This is a genomic window from Planomonospora sp. ID82291 (assembly GCF_015711645.1).
In the GTDB taxonomy this organism is placed as follows: domain Bacteria; phylum Actinomycetota; class Actinomycetes; order Streptosporangiales; family Streptosporangiaceae; genus Planomonospora.
This window is the reverse complement of the sequence record NZ_JABTEX010000001.1, coordinates 1,081,282-1,097,727: the sequence shown is the minus strand read 5'-3', so window position 1 is coordinate 1,097,727 and position 16,446 is coordinate 1,081,282. Positions and strand designations below refer to the sequence as shown.

16 protein-coding genes are annotated in these 16,446 nt (G+C 72.1%); 11 read left to right on the top strand and 5 right to left on the bottom strand.

What is annotated here, in order from left to right; translation table 11 throughout:
- Positions 1 to 17 precede the first annotated feature (17 nt).
- The 3 genes from HS045_RS04620 to HS045_RS04610 form a co-directional block, all read right to left on the bottom strand.
- Positions 18 to 896, bottom strand: coding sequence for a hypothetical protein (locus HS045_RS04620; protein ID WP_196449910.1), 879 nt, complete (start codon positions 894 to 896; stop codon positions 18 to 20).
- 183 nt (positions 897 to 1,079) lie between these two features.
- Positions 1,080 to 2,030: a hypothetical protein gene (locus HS045_RS04615; protein WP_196449909.1), complete on the bottom strand. Its 951-nt coding sequence runs from the start codon at positions 2,028 to 2,030 to the stop codon at positions 1,080 to 1,082.
- Between the two features lie 322 nt (positions 2,031 to 2,352).
- Complete coding sequence (locus HS045_RS04610; RefSeq protein ID WP_196449908.1) at positions 2,353 to 3,225, bottom strand: hypothetical protein; 873 nt, start codon at positions 3,223 to 3,225, stop codon at positions 2,353 to 2,355.
- 239 nt (positions 3,226 to 3,464) lie between these two features.
- Between HS045_RS04610 and HS045_RS04605 the strand changes: the two genes are divergently transcribed.
- The 4 genes from HS045_RS04605 to HS045_RS04590 all read left to right on the top strand — a co-directional run bounded on the left by HS045_RS04605 (position 3,465) and on the right by HS045_RS04590 (position 8,241).
- On the top strand, positions 3,465 to 3,872 hold the full coding sequence (locus tag HS045_RS04605; protein WP_068896643.1) for a cobalamin B12-binding domain-containing protein: 408 nt from the start codon (positions 3,465 to 3,467) through the stop codon (positions 3,870 to 3,872).
- A 348-nt stretch (positions 3,873 to 4,220) separates the two neighbouring features.
- Positions 4,221 to 5,402, top strand: a complete 1,182-nt coding sequence (gene sucC / locus HS045_RS04600; protein WP_196449907.1) for an ADP-forming succinate--CoA ligase subunit beta — start codon at positions 4,221 to 4,223, stop codon at positions 5,400 to 5,402.
- Positions 5,402 to 6,277: a succinate--CoA ligase subunit alpha gene (sucD, locus tag HS045_RS04595; RefSeq protein WP_196449906.1), complete on the top strand. Its 876-nt coding sequence runs from the start codon at positions 5,402 to 5,404 to the stop codon at positions 6,275 to 6,277. The genes sucC and sucD overlap by 1 nt, the downstream gene beginning before the upstream one ends.
- 305 nt (positions 6,278 to 6,582) lie before the next feature.
- The gene (locus HS045_RS04590; RefSeq protein WP_196449905.1) at positions 6,583 to 8,241 is read left to right on the top strand and encodes a DUF6350 family protein; all 1,659 of its coding nucleotides are present in this window, start codon (positions 6,583 to 6,585) and stop codon (positions 8,239 to 8,241) included.
- A 136-nt stretch (positions 8,242 to 8,377) separates the two neighbouring features.
- Here the strand turns inward: HS045_RS04590 and HS045_RS04585 are convergent, their stop codons facing one another.
- The gene (locus HS045_RS04585) at positions 8,378 to 8,788 is read right to left on the bottom strand and encodes a hypothetical protein (protein WP_196449904.1); all 411 of its coding nucleotides are present in this window, start codon (positions 8,786 to 8,788) and stop codon (positions 8,378 to 8,380) included.
- An 81-nt stretch (positions 8,789 to 8,869) separates the two neighbouring features.
- Here HS045_RS04585 and purN point away from each other — a divergent pair, with 81 nt between their 5' ends.
- The 4 genes from purN to HS045_RS04565 all read left to right on the top strand — a co-directional run bounded on the left by purN (position 8,870) and on the right by HS045_RS04565 (position 12,698).
- Positions 8,870 to 9,496: a phosphoribosylglycinamide formyltransferase gene (gene purN / locus HS045_RS04580; RefSeq protein WP_196449903.1), complete on the top strand. Its 627-nt coding sequence runs from the start codon at positions 8,870 to 8,872 to the stop codon at positions 9,494 to 9,496.
- Between the two features lie 95 nt (positions 9,497 to 9,591).
- On the top strand, positions 9,592 to 11,136 hold the full coding sequence (gene purH, locus HS045_RS04575) for a bifunctional phosphoribosylaminoimidazolecarboxamide formyltransferase/IMP cyclohydrolase (protein ID WP_196449902.1): 1,545 nt from the start codon (positions 9,592 to 9,594) through the stop codon (positions 11,134 to 11,136).
- A gap of 310 nt (positions 11,137 to 11,446) precedes the next feature.
- Positions 11,447 to 11,641, top strand: coding sequence for a hypothetical protein (locus HS045_RS04570; protein ID WP_196449901.1), 195 nt, complete (start codon positions 11,447 to 11,449; stop codon positions 11,639 to 11,641).
- A gap of 199 nt (positions 11,642 to 11,840) precedes the next feature.
- The gene (locus HS045_RS04565) at positions 11,841 to 12,698 is read left to right on the top strand and encodes a bifunctional methylenetetrahydrofolate dehydrogenase/methenyltetrahydrofolate cyclohydrolase (RefSeq protein ID WP_196449900.1); all 858 of its coding nucleotides are present in this window, start codon (positions 11,841 to 11,843) and stop codon (positions 12,696 to 12,698) included.
- A 32-nt stretch (positions 12,699 to 12,730) separates the two neighbouring features.
- On the opposite strand, the gene HS045_RS04560 is transcribed toward HS045_RS04565, so the two are convergent.
- Positions 12,731 to 13,384 carry an FHA domain-containing protein gene (locus HS045_RS04560; protein ID WP_196449899.1) on the bottom strand — a complete coding sequence of 218 codons (654 nt, stop codon included), beginning with the start codon at positions 13,382 to 13,384 and terminating at the stop codon, positions 12,731 to 12,733.
- 181 nt (positions 13,385 to 13,565) lie between these two features.
- Here HS045_RS04560 and HS045_RS04555 point away from each other — a divergent pair, with 181 nt between their 5' ends.
- From HS045_RS04555 to HS045_RS04545, 3 genes are all read left to right on the top strand, one after another.
- Positions 13,566 to 14,687 (top strand): citrate/2-methylcitrate synthase, encoded by a 1,122-nt coding sequence (locus tag HS045_RS04555; RefSeq protein WP_196449898.1) that lies wholly within the window; start codon positions 13,566 to 13,568, stop codon positions 14,685 to 14,687.
- Positions 14,684 to 14,962 carry a DUF3017 domain-containing protein gene (locus HS045_RS04550; protein WP_196449897.1) on the top strand — a complete coding sequence of 93 codons (279 nt, stop codon included), beginning with the start codon at positions 14,684 to 14,686 and terminating at the stop codon, positions 14,960 to 14,962. The genes HS045_RS04555 and HS045_RS04550 overlap by 4 nt, the downstream gene beginning before the upstream one ends.
- Before the next feature lie 133 nt (positions 14,963 to 15,095).
- Positions 15,096 to 16,310 carry an NADP-dependent isocitrate dehydrogenase gene (locus HS045_RS04545; RefSeq protein WP_068896655.1) on the top strand — a complete coding sequence of 405 codons (1,215 nt, stop codon included), beginning with the start codon at positions 15,096 to 15,098 and terminating at the stop codon, positions 16,308 to 16,310.
- The last annotated feature ends 136 nt before the right edge of the window (positions 16,311 to 16,446 follow it).

Here is a 16,446-nt window from a genome sequence, read left to right as displayed (position 1 = left end):
CCGCGAGACGTCTGCGATCACTTGCCGAGCAGCGGGATCGGGGCGTCCTTGACGTCCTCGTCGAGGTCGGTGATCTCGGCGACCTCGTCGGCCGGCGGAGCCTTCACCGAGACCTTGGCGCCCCAGCCGGTGTAGCCGGTCTCCACCGTGGTGGAGGCGCCGTCACCGGCCGGGTAGGTGGTGGTCAGACGGGCGGGGAGCCGGTCGGCGCCGAGGACCAGCCTCCAGCTCACCACCGTCTTGGCCTCCTTGGCGGAGGGCTTCTCCATCACGGAGGCCCGGAACCACGGCGAGACCTTGTAGAGCTCACCGAAGGTGATCTTCCCGGTGTAGCCCCCGGTCTGCCGGGCGGCGTGCGCGAGCAGGGCCTTGAGCGTCGCGGGCTCGGCCGGGTTCACCAGCTGGCCCGCCGAGCCGAAGGCGCCGTTGACGGGGCCGGGGAAGCGGAGCCAGGTCTTGCCGGAGGGCAGGAACTCGCCGAACATGCCGCCGGAGAGGTAGGAGACGTTCTTCACCGTGACGGTCCGCTCGGGCTTGGTGAGCCCGGCGGTCAGCTTGGCGAAGGTCTTGGCGTCCTCGTCGTCCGAGTTCTGGGCGAGGGCCTCGAACTCCTCGAGCTGGCTGGCCTTGATGCGCAGCTTGGTGGTGTGGTCGGAGGCGACCACCCCGGAGCGGCCGAACTGCAGGACGCCCGTCCGGGTGGAGAAGACGTAGCGGGTGTTGCCCGAGACCATCTTCGTCTTCTCGGAGAAGCTCACCCCGCGGCCGGTGCCGAGCTTGCTCTGCAGCGCGGCGAGGGGGTCGGCGGGCGCCTGCGCGTGGGCGGCCGAGGCGAGCGTGGGGACGGCCAGGCCTGCTGCTGCGGCGCAGGCCAGACCGGCGATGAAACGCTTCAAGTGGATTCTCCCGTGTATTCCCTCCACCCCGTTCGGGAGGGACCCGGTCATCCTCTCGAATGAAGATCACAATAAAGTCTCGTCAAATACGGCTTATGGCGAATTAATGATTGATATTCCGTGCAGATGCCGGAGTCCGGTCAGGCGCCGAGTCTGCCCGATCGGCCGGCTCGGTGGCTCCCCTCAGCCGACCGGCAGCGTCGGGGGCGGGGAGAAGTCGCCGCCGACCCGGCCCGCGTCGGCCGTGTCCTCCGGCGGCGGGGGCGCCAGCGTCACGTCCGAACCCCAGCCGGTGTAGCGGGTGTCCGCGACCGTGGTGGTGGGCCGCCTCGGCGTGCCGGGGACCGGCTGCCGCCAGGTGGTCGTCAGCCGGCGGGCCAGGTTCGAGCGGTCCAGCCAGAGCCGGAAGCCGACCGTGATCTTCGCGCTCCGCCCCTTCGGCGGCCCGGCGAGCCGGTCGCGGAAGGAGGGGGAGACCCGGTAGAGCGTGCGCAGCGTCACGGCGCCCTGGTGGTAGGTGCCGGAGGGCAGCCTCCGCTTCACCGTGCTGTGGGAGAGCAGGGTGCCGAGGGTGGCGGGTTCGAAGACGTTCACGATCTGCGGCAGCGCCGCGGTCTGCTTGATGTTCGCCGGGCCGATCAGGCCGAGCCAGCTCTTGCCCTCGGGCAGCCAGGTCTCGTAGCCGGGCCCGGACAGGTACGCCTCGTTCGGGAAGCAGATCACCCGGGTCGAGCCGAGCCGCTGCCCGGTCAGGCCCTCGAACTCCCGGATCGCCCCGCGTCCCGCCTCCGTGCGTCCCGTCGTGTCCGTGGCGTACACCCCGGAGCCGTCGAACTCCACCCTGCCCCTGCGCCAGATGGTGACGACCGCCTTGCCGTCCCGGTAGACCCGTCCGACATCGGAGATCCGCAGCCCCGTGTGCTCGGCGAACCGCCGCTTCAACGCCGCCACGGGCGACGGCGCCCCCTGCGTCTGCGCCGGTCCGGCTTCCCCGGCTCCGGAGGTCCGGGCCTCCTGCGTCGATGCCCCGCGCTGCGCGGTACCGGCCCATGCGGTGCCGGCCTGCGCCGTACCCGGCTGCGGCAGCGCGGCGGCCAGTGCCACCGCGACGAGCGGAACGGCCCACCGTCTCATCGGATCCCCCTCACCGGAAGCCAGGATCCGCCAAGGTAGGCCACCCGCGCCCGCGCGGCTATGCCGCGGGTTGACAACTCCGCGCCCCCGCTTTGCGCGAGGGTGAGGGATGAGCCGTCCGGCCGGGAACGGGCCCGGGGCGGTTCCCGGCCGGGAACCGCCCCGGGAATCGGCCGGGAGGATTCACCGCTCCCGGCCGCCGGGCCGCGCCCGCTGTACGGCTGGCCGCGCCCCGCCCGCATCCGGTGGTGGCTCCGGACCCGGGCCGCGCCCCGCCCGGCCCGGTGGTGGCTCCGGGTCCGGGCGGCGCCCGGCTACCGGATCACCGCCGGTCGCCGGCGGGACCCGTGGTCAGGGCGTTGACGAGCTCCTTGGGGTCGGGCAGCTCGGCGGGCAGGTCCTTCGCGTCGACGACCTGGTCGGCCGGCGGGGCGGTGACGGTGACCTTCGAGCCCCAGCCGGTGTAGCGGGTCTCTACCGTCGAGGTCATCGACGACTCCTCGGCGGAGAGGGCCTCAGAGACCGTCACGCGCCGGGGCAGGCCCTTGCCGTCGAGCCAGAGCCGCCAGGAGAACCTGCTCTTGCCGAGCTCGTCGGTCGGCCTGGCGCCGATCGAGGTGCGGAAGCTCGAAGAGATCTTGTACAGCTCCGCGTAGGTCAGGGTGCCCTGGTGCCGGAGGCCGTCACGGGAGTGCCTGCCCGCAGGGGCCTTCACCAGGGCCGTCAGTACGGCGGGCTCCAGCACGTCGGGAGCCGGGGCGTAGACGGGACCGCCCTTGAAGCTCACCCAGGTCTTGCCCTCGGGGAGCTGCTTTCCGTAGGCGCCGCCGGAGACGTAGACGCGGTTCCCGACGTTGATCGTGCGGTACGGGTCGAGCGAACCGAAGGCGGACGACTCCTCGTCGCCCTGGTTCCCCGCTCCCTTCGCGGTGGTGGTCATCCGCGTGGTGATGTCGTAGGCCACCGGTCCGGTGGGGCCGAACTGCAGCCTGCCCTTGGCCGCGAACGTGAACCCGGTGGTCCCGTCGACGACCGTGCGCGCGGTCTGTGTGATCTGGACACCGTGCCCGGCCTTGAACTGCTGCCTGAGCGCGTTCGCGGGGTCGGCCGGGGCGGCCTGTGCGGAGGTGGAGGTGGCGGTGGCCAGCGCGGGTGCGATGAGCATCGCGGCGGTCAGGGCGATCGATCGCCTCATGGAGTCAGCCGTTTCTTCTGGGTGGATATGAGGGGAACGGCATTCTGTCAGGTAATGATCATCAGTGAATCCGGAATCCCCGTTCCGAGGGATTCCGCGTGACCCGGTGTTCCGCAGGGCCGTACCGCGGAAGGCCTGCTGGAAAGTCCCGCACCCCGGCGGCCCGGCGCCACCGGGCCGGTTACGCTGCGGACAGCCGCCGTCCACGAGTGGGCGGGACGCAGACGAGGAGGTCTGTCATGGATGCCGAGCCGAGGATCCGCGTGGTCATCGCCAAGCCGGGGCTGGACGGCCACGACCGGGGTGTGAAGATCGTGGCCAGGGCGCTGCGGGACGCCGGGATGGAGGTCGTCTACACCGGCCTGCACCAGACGCCCGAGCAGATCGTGCGCACCGCCGTGCAGGAGGACGCCGCCGCGGTCGGCCTGTCGATCCTGTCGGGGGCCCACATGACCCTCTTCGCCAAGGTGATCGAGCTGCTCAGGGAGAACGACGCGGGCGACATCGTGGTGTTCGGCGGCGGGATCATCCCGGAGGACGACATGCCCGAACTGGAGAGGATGGGCGTCGCCCGGATCTTCACCCCGGGGGCGACCACGGAGGAGATCGTCGAATGGGTGCGGAGCGCCGTGCCCGCCCGGGTCTGACCGGCCTTCCCGCCGTGCGGCCCGCCGAGGTTGTGCGCCCCGCCGAGGCTGTGCGCCCCGTCGACGCGGTGCGGCCCGCCGAGGCTGTGCGGTCCGTCGACGCGGTGCGGCCCGCCGAGGCTGTGCGGTCCGTCGACGCGGTGCGGGCCGCCGGGTACGCGGGGACCGCCGATGCCGCGCGCCCCGCCGGGTACGCGGTACGAGCCGCAGGATGGCCCCGGTGACCTCGCGGGGGCGCCGGGGAGGCTAGGCTTCATTGGCGCAAAAATCGCCAGGCTCCCCTCACTGTCTGTGGAGCCGGACCGCCGACATCTGTACACCAGCCGGACAAGCAAGGACGGACCCCTCGTGGACCTGTTCGAACATCAGGCGAAGGAGCTCTTCGCGGAGTACGGCATCCCCGTGCCGCGCGGCATCGTCGCGCACACCGTGGAGGAGGCGCGCGCGGCAGCGGAGGAGCTGACCGGCCGCGTCGTCGTCAAGGCCCAGGTCAAGACCGGTGGCCGAGGCAAGGCGGGCGGCGTGAAGGTCGCCGACGACGCCGCCGACGCCGAGCGGAAGGCCACCGACATCCTCGGGATGGACATCAAGGGCCACACGGTCCACAAGGTCCTGATCGAGGAGGCCAGCGCGATCGCGGAGGAGTACTACTTCTCCTTCCTCCTCGACCGCGCGAACCGCACCTTCCTCGCCATCTGCTCCGCCGCCGGCGGAATGGACATCGAAGAGGTCGCGCACAGCACCCCCGAGAAGGTCGCCAAGATCCCGGTCTCCCCGCTCACCGGCGTCGACCGGGCCAGGGCCCGTGAGATCGCCGCGGCCGGCGGACTGCCGGAGAAGGCGCTCGACGGCGCGGCCGAGCTCATCGAGAAGCTCTGGGCCGCCTTCGTCGACGAGGACGCCTCCCTGGTCGAGGTGAACCCGATGATCCTGTCCGCCGACGGCCAGGTGAAGGCCCTCGACGGCAAGGTCACCCTCGACGACAACGCCGCCTTCCGCCAGCCCGAGCACGAGGCCTACGCGGACAAGGCGGCCGAGGACCCGCTGGAGGCCGCGGCCAAGGCCAAGGACCTCAACTACGTCAAGCTCGACGGCAGCGTCGGCATCATCGGCAACGGCGCGGGCCTGGTCATGAGCACCCTCGACGTCGTCGCCTACGCGGGCGAGGCGTTCCCCGGGCAGCCCAAGCCCGCCAACTTCCTCGACATCGGCGGCGGCGCCTCGGCCGAGGTGATGGCGGCCGGCCTGGAGATCATCATCTCCGACCCGTCGGTGAAGTCGATCTTCGTGAACGTGTTCGGCGGCATCACCGCCTGCGACGCGGTCGCCAACGGCATCGTGGCCGCCTTCCAGCTGCTGGAGAGCCGCGGCGAGGCCGTCACCCGCCCCCTGGTCGTCCGCCTGGACGGCAACAACGCCCTGCTCGGGCGGCAGATCCTGGCCGACGCCAAGCTTGCCGGCGTCGAGCTGGTCGACACGATGGACGAGGCGGCCAAGCGCGCCGCCGAGCTCGCTGCGGTAGGTGCGTAATGGCTATCTGGCTGACCGAGAACAGCAAGATCATCGTTCAGGGCATGACCGGCGGGGAGGGCACCAAGCACACCCGCCGCATGCTCGCCGCCGGAGCCCGGGTGGTGGGCGGCGTCAACGCCCGCAAGGCCGGCACCGTCCACGAGGGCCTGCCGGTGTTCGGCACCGTGGCCGAGGCCATGGCCGAGACCGGCGCGGACGTGTCGGTGGTGTTCGTGCCGCCGGCGTTCACCAAGGACGCGGTCAAGGAGGCCATCGACGCCGAGATCCCGCTCTGCGTGGTGATCACCGAAGGCGTGCCGGTGCACGACACCACCGAGTTCTGGGCGTACGCGGTGGCCAAGGGCGGCAGGACGCGCATCATCGGCCCGAACTGCCCGGGCATCGCCTCGCCGGGCGCCTCCAACGCCGGCATCATCCCGGCCGACATCACCACGGCGGGCCGGATCGGCCTGGTGTCGAAGTCGGGCACGCTGACCTACCAGCTGATGTACGAGCTGCGGGACTTCGGGTTCTCCACGGCGGTGGGCATCGGCGGCGACCCGGTGATCGGCACGACGCACATCGACGCGCTGGAGGCCTTCCAGGCCGACCCGGGCACGGACGCGATCGTGATGATCGGGGAGATCGGCGGAGACGCCGAGGAGCGGGCCGCGGCCTACATCGAGCAGCACGTGACCAAGCCGGTGGTGGCCTACGTGGCGGGGTTCACCGCGCCGGAGGGCAAGACCATGGGGCACGCGGGCGCGATCGTCTCGGGGTCGGCCGGGACGGCGCAGGCCAAGAAGGAGGCGCTGGAGAAGGTCGGGGTGCGGGTCGGCAAGACCCCCAGCGAGACCGCCCGCCTCATGCGCGAGGTCATGCGGTCCCGCTGACCGCCCGCGCCGTGCGGGACCGCATCGAGCCGTGCGGGACCGTACCGAGCCGTGCGGGACCGTACCGAGCCGTGCGGGACCGCCGGCCGTCCGGCGGGTTCGGCGAGCAGTCCACGGGAGGCGTCCGGTGCATCGCGCCGGGCGCCTCCCGCGCGTCCCTCCCCGGCGGGCGGTCCCGGGAGGACCTCTCCGGGACCCGCCCTTCCGGAAATCCGTCTGATGTACGGCATTCCTCCCGTACGGCGTGCGACACGCGGACCGATGAGAGCCCTCCTACCGGAAGATCGGTGAGACCATCGGGTACTGTGACGGCCCTTCTCGACCATTTCCGGACGGCTCCCCGAACCGTCCTCAGTCGCATCCCCCTGCCCGGCGCCACGGGTGACGACGACGTCCGCAGGCCGCTCCCCGTCTCAGGAATGCTCGCCGCCGCCTGGACGCTCGGCGTCGGCCTGGCGGTGCTCACCACGCTCACGCTGATCGGCTGGATCGCCGCCCCCCGGGGCGCGCTCGGCGGCGGCCTGCCCGAGGTGTTCCGTACGGCGGCGCAGCTCTGGCTGGCCGCGCACCACGCGGGGTTCGCGATCCCCGGCGGATCGGTCGGGCTGATCCCGCTCGGGCTGGTGGCCCTGCCCGCGTTCCTGCTCTACCGCGCCGGGATCTGGATGGCCCGCGACGCGGACCTGCGGCTGCGGCTGCCCGCCCGGCTGCCCAGGAACAGTCCCAAGGAGCAGGCCAACGCCCGGCGGCGGGCCCAGCTGGTCCTGATCGCGCAGGCGGGCATCTCGCTGGCGGCGCCGTACGCGCTGCTGGCGGGGGTGGTCGGGCTCGTCGCCCGCAACCCGATCACCCAGCCGTTCCTGGGCGAGGTGCTGGTCAGCCACCTGATCCTGGCCTTCGTCGCGGGCTCGCTGGCGACCGTCAGGGCGATCGGGCCGTGGCGGGTGATGCCGCGTCTGCTGCCCGAACGGCTGCGCGCGGTCGCGGGCGGTACCGCCGCGGCCATGGGGATCATGCTGCTGGCGGGGGCCCTGCTGGTGCTCGGCGCCGTGGTGGCGGGGTTCGGCGAGGTGCGGCACCTGACGGACGTGCTGGCCCCCGGGATCGTCGGCGGCCTGCTGCTCCTGCTGATCCAGGGGCTCTACCTGCCCAACGCGTTCATCTGGGGGATGTCCTACATCGCCGGGCCGGGGTTCGCGGTCGGGACCGGCACGCTGATCGCCCCGACCGGGGTGCAACTGGGCACCGTGCCCAGCCTGCCGGTCCTGGGGGCGCTGCCCGAGGCGGGGCCGACGCCGGCCTGGCTCATGGCGGTGATCGCGGTCCCGTTCGTCGCCGGAGCGGTGGCGGGCGTCGTGCTCGTCAGGATCGCGCCCTCTCCCACGTACGAGGGCGCGCCGCTGTGGGGCTTCGCCTGCGGCATCGCCACCGGGTGCGCGGCGGGGGCGCTGGCGGCCCTGTCCGGCGGCGCGCTCGGCGGCGGCAGGCTCGCCGCGATGGGCCCCGCGGCCTGGGAGGTCATGCTCTCGGTGACGCTGGAGACGGGGGTCGCGGCGGGCATCTCGGCGGGACTGGCCAACTGGTGGCTGATCTTCCGGGGCCAGAACACCGCCGTCGCCAGGGCGGCGGCGAAGGCCGCCTCGGCGGCGGCCCCCGTCCGCAAGGCGGGCGCGAAACTGGCCATGGCCGCGGGGTCGGTGGCCGGCCGGGCCAGGGCCGCCGACGCGGAGGAGCAGCGCGCGCTCCCCGGCCACTGGCTGGACGCCACCGAGTGCGACACCCAGCCGATCCCGGTCATCCGGGACGACTGGGAGGACGAGCACGCCTCCGCCGCCCCGGAGAAGCCGCGGCGGAAGCGGCGTCCGGAGCCGCCGAGGCCGCCCCGGCGCGACATCGTGGACGAGTCCGACGACAAGGGCGGACACGTGATCTACGTGGATCCCTACGCCTGGGACCGCGACTGAGTCGTCCCCGGGCGCGTCAGGCGACCGGGTCGGAAACCGGCCGGACGGGGACCGGGCGCGTCAGGCGACCGGGTCGGAAACCGGCCGGACGGGGACCGGGTGCGTCAGGCCGTGGCCGGGTCGGAAACCCCCCGGATCAGGGGCCGAACGGGAAGCGCAGCTGACCGGGTTCGACGAAGGGAAGCTTCTTCCTCATCGCGTCCTCCAGCCGGTTGAGGCACTCGTCCTGGGCGGTGACGGTGCCCGCGCCCCGGCGGCACTCGTCGTAGGCGGACAGCTCGTCGCGCAGGTAGAGCTGGAACGCCGACGCCATGATCGAGAACAGGAGCGCCGCCGACGCGACGGCGATGCCGGCCACGGCCGTGCCGATCGGTTTGGCCACCGACCTGAGCGCCGGGATCGCCCGGACCGAGACGACGAGCGCGAAGATCGACATGACCAGTCCCGCCATCGGGAGCATGAGGGTCATCACCGCCGACGCGAACGCGAGCCACAGGGCCCGCCGTCCCGCGCTCTCCGCCGGCCGTAGCTGGACGGGTGTCGTCACTGCCAACCTCCTTGCGTCGCCCGAGCGGACGGACCTATACCCTTGCAGCGGCGTGAGTCCCCGTCCGAATGGAGTGCGTCGGTGTCATCCCAGGCCGCTCGGCTCGTGGTTCTCGTGTCCGGCTCTGGAACAAACCTACAGGCCTTGCTGGACGCCGTGGCAGACCAGGGCTACGGCGCCCGGATCGTGGCGGTGGGCGCCGACCGCGACGGGATCGAAGGACTGGCCCGCGCGGAGCGCGCCGGGGTGCCGGTCTTCGTCGAGCGCGTCGCCGACCATCCGGACCGCGCGGCGTGGGACCGGGCGCTCGCGGCCAGGATCGGCGAGCACGAGCCCGACCTGGTGGTCTGCGCCGGGTTCATGAAGATCCTCGGCGCGCCGACGCTGACCGCCTTTCCCGTGCTCAACACCCACCCCGCGCTGCTGCCGTCCTTCCCGGGCGCGCACGGGGTCCGCGACGCCCTCGCGTACGGCGTGCGGGTCACCGGCTGCACCGTGATGCTCGCCGACGCGGGGGTCGACACCGGCCCGATCATCGCGCAGGAGGCCGTCCGCGTCTACGACGGCGACGACGAGCACACCCTGCACGAGCGCATCAAGACCGTGGAGCGCGGCCTGCTCGTCGACACCGTCGGCCGGATGGCCCGCGAGGGCTGGACGGTCACCGGCCGGACCGTCCGCCTCGGGCGGCCCGCCGACCCCCGCTGATCCCCCGCTCGACCCCCGCCGACCAGGCGGCCGGGCGACCCGGCGGATGAGCCGGGCGCCCCCGGAGAACCGGAACCCAACAGGAGGACCGAGAAGTGACCCGCATCGCCATCCGGCGCGCGTTGATCGCGGTGTACGACAAGACCGGGCTGGAGGAGCTGGCACGCGGGCTCGACGCCGCGGGGGTGGAGATCGTCTCCACCGGCGGCACCGCCGCGAAGATCGCCGCTTTCGGCGTCCCGGTGACCCCCGTGGAGGCGCTGACCGGCTTCCCCGAGTGCCTCGACGGCCGCGTCAAGACCCTGCACCCGCGCGTGCACGCGGGACTGCTCGCCGACGGCGGCAACCCCGCCCACGTCGCGCAGCTGGAGGAACTGGAGATCGCCCCGTTCGAGCTGGTCGTGGTCAACCTCTACCCCTTCCAGCAGACCGTCGCCTCCGGCGCCTCCGACGCCGAGTGCGTGGAGCAGATCGACATCGGCGGCCCGGCGATGATCCGCGCCGCCGCCAAGAACCACGGCACCGCCGCGGTCGTGGTGGATCCGGCCGCCTACGGCGACGTGCTCGCCGCGGTCGCCGCCGGAGGCTTCACCCTCACCGAGCGCCGCCGCCTGGCCGCCGCCGCCTACGCGCACACCGCCTCCTACGACACCGCGGTGGCCTCCTGGTTCGCCGACGTCTACACGGCGGAGGAGGATGCCTGGCCCGCGTTCATGGGAGCCTCCTGGGAGCTGTCGGCCGCCCTGCGCTACGGGGAGAACCCGCACCAGCGCGCCGCCCTCTACACCGCGGGCGCGGGAGGGCTGGCCGGAGCCGAGCAGCTGCACGGCAAGGAGATGTCCTACAACAACTACCTCGACGCCGACGCGGCCTGGCGGGCGGCGTGGGACTTCGCCGAGCCCGCCGTCGCGATCATCAAGCACCAGAACCCGTGCGGCATCGCGGTCGGCGCCGACGTCGCCGAGGCGCACCGCAAGGCCCACGCCTGCGACCCGGTCTCGGCCTACGGCGGCGTCATCGCGGTCAACGGCGAGGTCACCGAGGCGCTGGCCCGGCAGATCGCCGAGGTCTTCACCGAGGTCGTGGTGGCCACCGGCTTCACCGCCGAGGCGCTGGCCGTACTGACCGAGAAGAAGAGCCTCCGCCTGCTGGCCTGCCCCGGAGGCCCGGCCAACCCGACCGAGTTCCGCCGGATCGACGGCGGCCTGCTGGTGCAGACCGCCGACCGGGTGGACGCCCCCGGTGACGCGGCCGGGACCTGGGAGCTCAAGGCGGGCCCCGCGGCGTCGGCGGAGGTCCTCGCGGACCTGGCCTTCGCCTGGACGGCGTGCCGCTCGGTGAAGTCCAACGCGATCCTGCTGGCCTCCGGCGGGGCGAGCGTCGGCGTCGGCATGGGCCAGGTCAACCGGGTCGACTCGGCCCAGCTCGCGGTCTCCCGCGCCGGGGACCGCGCCGCGGGGTCGGTGGCGGCCTCCGACGCGTTCTTCCCCTTCGCCGACGGCCTCAAGGTGCTCGCCGACGCGGGCGTGCGGGCGATCGTGGAGCCCGGCGGCTCCATCCGGGACGACGAGGTGATCGCCGCGGCCGAGGCCGCCGGGATCACCCTCTATTTCACCGGCACCCGTCACTTCTTCCACTAGGAGCCCGGCCTTCCCCGGGGAGCCCGGCCGGGGGTCCGCAGGCCCCCGGCCGGGCCCCGGCGCGCCTCCGGGCGGAGAACCTCCGGAAAGTCCTACGGCGGGAGCCCGGTCCGCCGATATGAGGGGTGCCACTCGCGCGAGGCCTCCCGGCCGGCGCCTTCCGCGGACCTCGGGGACCCGAGGCGCCCAGGGGGCGGCTCACTGGGACAGGAGACAAAAGAGTGGCGAGTTGAACACAATTTTTCGGCTCGACGAGGTTTGGCACTCGCTTAGCCTGTGTCATCCCTTCTCTTCCCCTTGGAGATCTCCCATGGCCGTGCTCGACTTCCTGCTCCCCGCGCTGGTGATGATCGCCGGATTCTGGCAGAGCCCCGTCCTGCTGGTGGCGCTCGCGCTCGGTGCGGGTTACCTGGGGGCCAAGGCCGTGGAGGTCATCCCCTTCACCCGCCGGATCATCGAGCGGCGCGAGGCCGAGGCCCAGGCCAAGGCGGCCGAGCGCGGCTGATCCGCCGCACGCGCGGTCCGGCGGGCGCACCTGCGGTCCGGCGGGCGCACACGCGGTCCGGCGGGCGCACCTGCGGTCCGGCGGGCGCACGCGCGGTCCGCCGGGCGGCGCGCGGGCACGCCACCCGGGCACGGCACGGTCGCTCCCGCAGGCGGTGCCGACGGCCGGACGCGGACGATCTCATGAGAAAGTTGACATCATGAGCGCGCAGATTCTGGACGGCAAGGCCACCGCGGCGAAGATCAAGGCAAATCTGACGGAGCGGGTGGCCGCGCTGAAGGAGCGGGGGATCACCCCCGGGCTCGGCACGGTCCTGGTCGGCGACGACCCCGGCAGCCAGATCTACGTCGCCGGCAAGCACCGCGACTGCGCCGAGGTCGGCATCTCCTCCATCCGCAGGGACCTGCCGGACAACGCCACCCAGGCCGAGGTCGAGGAGGTCATCGACGACCTCAACGCCTCGCCCGAGTGCACCGGTTACATCGTCCAGCTCCCGCTGCCCCGCCACCTGGACACCCAGGCGCTCCTGGAGCGCATGGACCCCGCCAAGGACGCCGACGGCCTCCACCCGGTCAACCTGGGCCGTCTGGTGCACATGGTCGACGCGCCGCTGCCCTGCACCCCGCACGGCATCGTCCTGCTCCTGCAGGAGTACGGCGTGCCGCTCAAGGGCGCCGAGGTCGTCGTGGTCGGCCGCGGCATCACGGTGGGGCGCTCGCTGGGCCTGCTGCTGACCCGCCGGTCGGAGAACGCCACCGTCACCCTCTGCCACACCGGCACCCAGGACCTGGCGGCCCACACCCGGCGCGCCGATGTCGTCGTCGCCGCCGCGGGCGTGCCGCACCTGATCACCGCGGACATGGTCAAGCCCGGCGCGGCCGTGCTCGACGTCGGCGTCTCCCGGGTCGAGGGGAAGATCGCCGGTGACGTCGCTCCGGACGTGGCGGACGTCGCGGGCTTCCTGACCCCCAACCCCGGCGGCGTGGGCCCGATGACCCGCGCCCTGCTGCTCGCCAACGTGGTCGAGGCCGCCGAGCGCCAGGCCGGGACGGCCTGACGCCCGCCGGGCGGACCTGGAACCCGGCCCGGCTAGGACGCCCGGCGGCCCACGGCGGTCGTCGCCGGGGCGGGCTCGCCGCCGCCGGTCGCGCGCTGCGGCGGCACGACCGGGGTGGGCCTGACCAGTCCCAGGGCCACGACCTCGTTGGCCAGCCTGGTGCGCCGGTTGGTGCCCTCCGGGATCCGGAACTTCTGGTAGAGGCGGAGGAGGTGCTGCTTGACCGCCGCCTCCGTCACCACCAGATCGTCCGCGATCTCCCGTGCCGTGGCCGGGGCGACGAACGCCTCGTCCGAGAGCGCCGGCCGGCACAGCGACGTCAGGACGTCCACCTCCCGCCTGGTCAGCTCCGGCGCCGCCGCGCGGCGGAGCTCGACCTCGGGGACGAAGTCCTCGCGCGGGATCCCGCCGACCCGGCCCCGCGCGGCGCCGAAGGAGACGACGTCGCCGTCGTCGAGGACCCTCCGGGCGATCGGCCTGCCGTTCACCCGGGTGCCGTTGCGGGACAGGCCCAGGTCGACGACGTACAGGTAGGGTCCGCGCCGGACGAATTCCGCGTGCAGCCGGGACACGCTCGGATCGGTGAGCCGGATGTCGACTCCCCGGCCTCGCCCGACCGTCGTGATCTCGGGGCGCAACGGGACCACCTCACCGGTGTCCTCGATGCGTATGAACGGCCCCTCCACGGCAGTTCCTCCCCAGGTAGCCCGCCGTAACTGTTACTACAGCTCCGGCTTACCCAAACGAGGGGATGCGGAATCTCCTTTGCCAGAAGCAGAATCCTTCATGAAATTGGTCTGGACCTCTCCAAAAGGTTTCCCCTGCTCACGGGTAGACTTCCGAGGAAGATAAGCGGAGGAAATACTCATGGCGGACAAGCCCACCAAAGGCCTCGCCGATGTCGTAGCCGCGTCCACAGCGCTCAGTGACATCGACGGTCAGGCCGGTCGCCTGTTCTATCGCGGATACGACATCCACGATCTGGCCGGCCGTACCACCTTCGAAGAGACCGCCCACCTGCTGCAGCGCGGCGCGCTCCCCACCCGGGAGCAGCTGGCCGCCTACGGCGCGGAGCTGGTCGAGGGGCGCACCCTCGGGGCCCTCGTCGAAGCCAACATCGCGGAGATCGCGGCCACCCAGGCGCCCATGGAGGCGCTGCGCACGCTGGTCTCGCTCGCCGCCGCGGACGATCCGGACAAGGACGCGAGCAGCCCGGAGGCCAACCGGAGAAAGGCCGCCCGGCTGACCGCCCAGCAACCGGTCCTGGTGGCCCGCTACCATGCGGCCAGGACCGGTGCGCCGATCCCGGACCCGGACCCGGCGCTCGGCGTCGCCGCGAACTTCCTGCTGCAGATCACCGGACGCGCCGCCGACGACCGCGCCGTGGAGATCTTCGACACCTGCCTGGTGCTGCACGCCGACCACACGATGAACGCCTCGACGTTCGCCGCCCGCGTCTGCGCCGCGACCCTGTCGGACATGCACTCGGCCGTCGTCGCCGCGATCGGCACGCTCAAGGGTCCGCTGCACGGCGGCGCCAACGAGCAGGTCATGCGCACCCTGGAGGCGCTCGACCCGGGCGGCGTGGCGCAGGCCGTACGCGACAGGCTGGCGGCCGGCGAGAAGATCATGGGCTTCGGGCACCGCGTCTACAAGACCGAGGACCCGCGCGCCACGCACCTGCGCACGATGTCGCAGGAGCTCGCCGAGGCCTCCGGGGACGACACGTACCACCGGATGTCCAGGGAGATGGAGGAGGTCGTCTTCGAGGCGAAGGGCCTCTACCCGAACGTCGACTTCTACGCCGCGACGGTCTACCACTACCTCGGCATCCCGACCGACCTGTTCACTCCGGTCTTCTCGGTCAGCCGCATGTCAGGATGGACCGCACACGTCATCGAGCAGCACGCCGACAACCGGTTGATCCGCCCGGACAGCGAGTACATCGGCGAGCGGGACCAGAAGTGGAAGCCGATCGGCGACCGGTGAGCGCGCGAACGACAGAGGACCGCTGGGGCCCGTATCCGCTGGTGCTGGCGGGTGCGGTCCTCGCCGTGGCATACGCCGTCCTGGTGGACGTCTACTGGGGCGGCTTCACGCTGGGCGCCGTGCTCACCCTGGGCGCGCTCGCCCGGCTGATCGGGGCCGGCGGGCGGCTGGCCGTACGGAAGAAGGCGACGGACGTCGTGACGCTGGGGATCCTCGGCGTCGCGCTCATGGGCGGCGCCCTCATCCTGATCTTCAAGGACCGGCTGCCCTGGTAGAAGTCGCACCCGCACAAGTCGTCGGATGACCGGGTGGCCCTCAGGCCCCCCGCGTCCGTCCGATAGCCTCAACGGCCAGTGAGCCTCAAAAGGACTGTCTGGCCCGTGTTAGTTCAGAAGGGGAACCACACGCATGCCCAAGATCAAGGTAGAGAACCCCGTCGTCGAGCTTGACGGCGACGAGATGACGAGGATCATCTGGCAGTTCATCAAGGAACAGCTGATCCTCCCCTACCTCGACGTCGACCTGAAGTACTACGACCTCGGCATCGAGCACCGCGACGCCACGGACGACCAGGTGACGATCGACTCCGCCAACGCCATCAAGCAGTACGGCGTCGGCGTCAAGTGCGCCACCATCACCCCGGACGAGGCGCGGGTCGAGGAGTTCGGCCTCAAGAAGATGTGGAAGTCCCCGAACGGGACCATCCGCAACATCCTCGGCGGCGTGGTCTTCCGCGAGCCGATCATCATGTCCAACGTGCCGCGGCTGGTGCCGGGCTGGACCAAGCCGATCGTCATCGGCCGTCACGCCTTCGGCGACCAGTACCGCGCCACCGACGTCAAGATCCCCGGCGAGGGTTCGCTGACGCTGACCTTCACCCCGAAGGACGGCTCGGAGCCGATCGAGCTCAACGTCTTCGACTTCCCGGGCGCCGGCGTCGCGATGGCGATGTACAACCTGGACGAGTCGATCCGCGACTTCGCCCGCGCCTCGATGCGGTACGGCCTGGCCCGCAACTACCCGGTCTACCTGTCGACGAAGAACACGATCATGAAGGCCTACGACGGGCGCTTCAAGGACATCTTCGCCGAGGTGTTCGAGACCGAGTTCAAGAAGGACTTCGAGGCCGCCGGCATCTCCTACGAGCACCGCCTGATCGACGACATGGTCGCCGCGGCGATGAAGTGGGAGGGCGGCTACGTCTGGGCCTGCAAGAACTACGACGGCGACGTGCAGTCCGACACCGTCGCGCAGGGCTTCGGCTCGCTCGGCCTGATGACCTCGGTCCTGATGTCGCCCGACGGGCGCACCGTCGAGGCCGAGGCCGCCCACGGCACCGTGACCCGTCACTACCGTGAGCACCAGAAGGGCAACCCGACCTCCACCAACCCGATCGCCTCGATCTTCGCGTGGACCCGGGGCCTGGCCCACCGCGGCAAGCTCGACAACACCCCCGCGGTGACCGACTTCGCCGAGAAGCTGGAGCAGGTCTGCATCGAGACCGTCGAGGGCGGCCAGATGACCAAGGACCTCGCCCTGCTCGTCGGCGGCGACGCCCAGTGGCTGACCACCCAGGACTTCCTGGCGGCCCTGGACGAGAACCTGCAGCGGAAGATGGCCTGACCGCCTTCCGCCTCGGGGGAGGGACGGCCTGACCGTCCCCCGGCAGCACAGGAGGGGGCCGCCCGCCGGGCGGCCCCCTCCCGCTTGCCCGGCCCTTCCTGCCCTCCGGCTGTTCCGTCCCGTTCGACCCGGCCGC

Bases quoted from the DNA above. Each gene is read 5' to 3' on its own strand.
- HS045_RS04615 (WP_196449909.1), bottom strand. From the start codon at position 2,030: ATGAGACGGTGGGCCGTTCCGCTCGTCGCGGTGGCACTGGCCGCCGCG.
- HS045_RS04610 (WP_196449908.1), bottom strand. From the start codon at position 3,225: ATGAGGCGATCGATCGCCCTGACCGCCGCGATGCTCATCGCACCCGCG.
- HS045_RS04605 (WP_068896643.1), top strand. From the start codon at position 3,465: ATGGATGCCGAGCCGAGGATCCGCGTGGTCATCGCCAAGCCGGGGCTG.
- sucD (WP_196449906.1), top strand. From the start codon at position 5,402: ATGGCTATCTGGCTGACCGAGAACAGCAAGATCATCGTTCAGGGCATG.
- HS045_RS04570 (WP_196449901.1), top strand. From the start codon at position 11,447: ATGGCCGTGCTCGACTTCCTGCTCCCCGCGCTGGTGATGATCGCCGGA.
- HS045_RS04565 (WP_196449900.1), top strand. From the start codon at position 11,841: ATGAGCGCGCAGATTCTGGACGGCAAGGCCACCGCGGCGAAGATCAAG.
- HS045_RS04555 (WP_196449898.1), top strand. From the start codon at position 13,566: ATGGCGGACAAGCCCACCAAAGGCCTCGCCGATGTCGTAGCCGCGTCC.
- HS045_RS04545 (WP_068896655.1), top strand. From the start codon at position 15,096: ATGCCCAAGATCAAGGTAGAGAACCCCGTCGTCGAGCTTGACGGCGAC.